The 2,994-nt window shown below is 71.4% G+C and carries 5 protein-coding genes; 1 reads left to right on the top strand and 4 read right to left on the bottom strand.

Annotated features, from left to right (window positions below; genetic code table 11):
* A partial coding sequence (locus VFZ39_RS17820; protein WP_330867136.1) for a Calx-beta domain-containing protein occupies positions 1–454 on the top strand: 454 nt, incomplete at its 5' end.
* A 3-nt stretch (positions 455–457) separates the two neighbouring features.
* On the opposite strand, the gene VFZ39_RS17815 is transcribed toward VFZ39_RS17820, so the two are convergent.
* From VFZ39_RS17815 to VFZ39_RS17800, 4 genes are read right to left on the bottom strand one after another with little or no spacing between them, the layout of a single operon-like run.
* Positions 458–1,105 carry a DUF3152 domain-containing protein gene (locus VFZ39_RS17815; protein ID WP_330867135.1) on the bottom strand — a complete coding sequence of 216 codons (648 nt, stop codon included), beginning with the start codon at positions 1,103–1,105 and terminating at the stop codon, positions 458–460.
* A 32-nt stretch (positions 1,106–1,137) separates the two neighbouring features.
* A complete protein-coding gene (locus VFZ39_RS17810) occupies positions 1,138–2,088 on the bottom strand; it encodes a cysteine synthase (protein WP_330867134.1) in 951 nt (316 codons plus the stop codon).
* Positions 2,089–2,109: 21 nt separating this feature from the next.
* Complete coding sequence (locus tag VFZ39_RS17805) at positions 2,110–2,394, bottom strand: MoaD/ThiS family protein (protein WP_330867133.1); 285 nt, start codon at positions 2,392–2,394, stop codon at positions 2,110–2,112.
* Positions 2,394–2,843, bottom strand: coding sequence for a M67 family metallopeptidase (locus tag VFZ39_RS17800; protein ID WP_349256906.1), 450 nt, complete (start codon positions 2,841–2,843; stop codon positions 2,394–2,396). The genes VFZ39_RS17805 and VFZ39_RS17800 overlap by 1 nt, the downstream gene beginning before the upstream one ends.
* Positions 2,844–2,994 lie beyond the last annotated feature (151 nt).

Genomic DNA, 2,994 nt, shown 5'->3' with positions numbered 1-2,994 from the left:
GGCCCAGTGGCACGCCTCGGGCGACCTGGAGTGGACCCACCACGGCCACGACCGGCAGGCCGAGGTCGCGTTCCTCGCCGACTGGCTGCTGCGGCGGACCCAGTGGCTGAGCAGCAACGAGGTGCGACTCGGTGGCATCCGGCAGCGCACCGAGGAGCGTGCCCGCACGGCGTGGGTGCCGGTGCGGTTGCAGTCTCCCGTCGCCGCGACCGTCGACGTGTCCTGGACCGTGCAGGCCGGCACCGCCACCGCTGGCGAGGACTTCGTGGCCGGCACCGGACAGGTGACCTTCGCGGCCGGACAGACCGAGCGCTACGTCCCCGTCCAGGTCCTCGACGACCGGGTCACCGAGGGGCGCGAGACCGTGCTGATCACCCTCACCGGGACCTCCGGCAACGTCGTGGTGGGCACACCGTCGACCACCACCCTGGTCATCGCCGCCAACGCCCGATGACGTTCAGCGCCGCCTGACCGCCGCCGCCTCCCAGGGCAGCGGCCAGGGGTTGAACCAGCACCTGCCGGTGCCCTTGGACTGCTGCATCATCACCGGGGCCCGACCGCGCCGGTGGCACCCGGTGTGCCCGCGCCCCAGCCAGTGGCCGGTCTCGTGGTTGACGACCAGGTGCCGGTAGGCGCGCACCGACCGTCCAGCACGGTTCCAGGCCGGCGAGGCCCGCCTCCACCGCAGCTGGTTGATCACCACGTGCCGACCCACGCGGCACGACCACCTCACCGAGCACCCCGAGGAGAACGACGGGAGGGTGGCGGCCGCCGCGAGCACGAGCGTGAAGTCGCCGCCGCGGCGCACCCGGCGGAACTGGACACCGGCGGCGCGCCAGCCGCGCGGGTCGTCGAAGGTCTCCTGCGCCTGAAGGCGGAAGACCTTCATCGACGCCGTCACCCGCCCGCGGGTGGTGACCGAGTAGGTCACGCGGCGGCTCACCGGGACGGCGTACGCCTCCACGGTCGGCTGCGTCGGCGAGCGGGTCGCGCGCCGGTGCTCGCCGGCGTCCTCCCCCGTGGCGTGGGACGGAACAGCCGGGAGCACCAGGACGAGCGGCGCCACCACCGCGAGGAGTCTCACGAGACGGGGCGCTCGGTCCATCCGGCCAGCCTAGGCCCCTGGAGGGCCCGGCATCAGGCCCAGAGCTGTCCGTCGAGCCTGTCCTCGGCCTCGTCGATCGTGCCCTCGTAGGCACCGGTCGAGAGGTACTTCCACCCGCCGTCGCACACGACGAAGGCGATGTCGGCACGTTCCCCGGCCTTCACCGCCTTCGCGGCCTGGCCGAGCGCGGCGTGGAGGATCGCTCCGGTCGAGATGCCGGCGAAGATGCCCTCGAGCTCGAGCAGCTCGCGCACGCGGCGTACGGCGTCGCGCGGGCCGACGCTGAAGCGCGAGTCGATCAGCGAGGCGTCGTAGAGCTCCGGGACGAAGCCCTCGTCCAGGTTGCGGAGGCCGTAGACGAGCTCGCCGTAGCGCGGCTCGGCCGCCACGATCCGCACGTCGGGCTTGGCGCCCCGGAAGAAGCGGGAGACGCCCATGAGCGTCCCGGTCGTGCCGAGCCCCGCGACGAAGTGGGTGATGCCGGGGAGGTCGGCGAGGATCTCCGGGCCGGTGCCCTCCTCGTGGGCGAGGGCGTTGGCCTCGTTGCCGTACTGGTAGAGCATCACCCAGTCGGGGTGCTCCCCCGCGACCTGCTTCGCGACGCGGACGGCCTCGTTGCTCCCGCCGGCGGCGGGCGAGGACACGATCTCGGCCCCCCACATCTGCAACAGCTGACGGCGCTCCACGGAGGTGTTCTCCGGCATCACGCAGACGATGCGGTAGCCCTTGAGCTTGGCCGCCATCGCGAGCGAGATGCCGGTGTTGCCGCTGGTCGGCTCGAGGATCGTGCACCCCGGCCGCAGGGTGCCGTCCTTCTCTGCCTGCTCGATCATCTTCAGGGCCGGGCGGTCCTTGATCGAGCCCGTCGGGTTGCGGTCCTCCAGCTTGGCCCAGAGGCGTACGTCGGGGCTGGGCGAGAGCCGCGGCAGCCCCACGAGCGGGGTGTTGCCGACGGAGGCGAGCAGGTCGTCGTAGCGCGTCATGGGATCAGGCCGGACCGGGGCTCACCCGCCGGCGACGGCGGGGAGCACGACGACCTGGTCGCCGTCGGAGAGCTCGGCGTCGAGTCCGCCGATGAAGCGGACGTCCTCGTCGTTGATGTAGACGTTGACGAAGCGGCGCAGGTCGATCGAGCCGGCCTTGTCCTCGACCAGGCGGTCCTTGATCCCGGGGTGGTTGCCCTCGAGGTCGTCGATCAGCGCGGACAGCGTGCCGCCCGTGCCGTCCACGGCCTTGGCGCCGTCGGTGTAGGTGCGCAGGATGGTGGGGATCCGGACCTCGATGGCCATCAGGGGGTGCTCTCTTCCTGGGTTTGCTGGGGAGGCGTGGTCGTGACCTCTTCCTCGGTCACGACTCCGTCGATGATTCTGTAGGACCTGAACTCCACCGGGCCGTCGGTATTCCCGTGCTCGCGTGTGCTGACGAGCACGTAGTGGGCGTCGGGCTCACTGGCGAGGCCGATGTCGGTGCGGCTGGGGTAGGCCTCGGTGGCGGTGTGGGAGTGGTAGATGACCACCGGCTCCTCGTCGCGCGCGTCCATGTCCTTGTAGAGCGCCAGCAGCTCGGAGGAGTCGAACTCGTAGAACGTCGGGCTGCCGGCGGCGTTGACCATCGGGATGAACCGCTCGGCGCGGTCGGTGCCCTCGGGGCCTGCGACGACACCGCACGCCTCGTCGGGGTGGTCGCGCTTGGCGTGCGCCACGATCGCGTCGCGGATCTCCTGGGGGATGGTCAGCACGTCGTCAAGAGTAGGCAGGAGGTCGGTGCGACCCGCACGCGTCTCACGACATAGTCTTGACGTCGAGAGACTTCGAGGGGAGACACATGTCGTTGCCGCTGGCGCAGGCGCCGCTGACCCACCGTGGCATCCCGCTCGAGCGGGACCTGCG

The organism is Nocardioides sp., assembly GCF_036374615.1.
Classification (GTDB): Bacteria; Actinomycetota; Actinomycetes; order Propionibacteriales; family Nocardioidaceae; genus Nocardioides.
The sequence above is the reverse complement of the archived record's forward strand: the minus strand, read 5'-3'. Positions and strand labels throughout refer to the sequence as shown.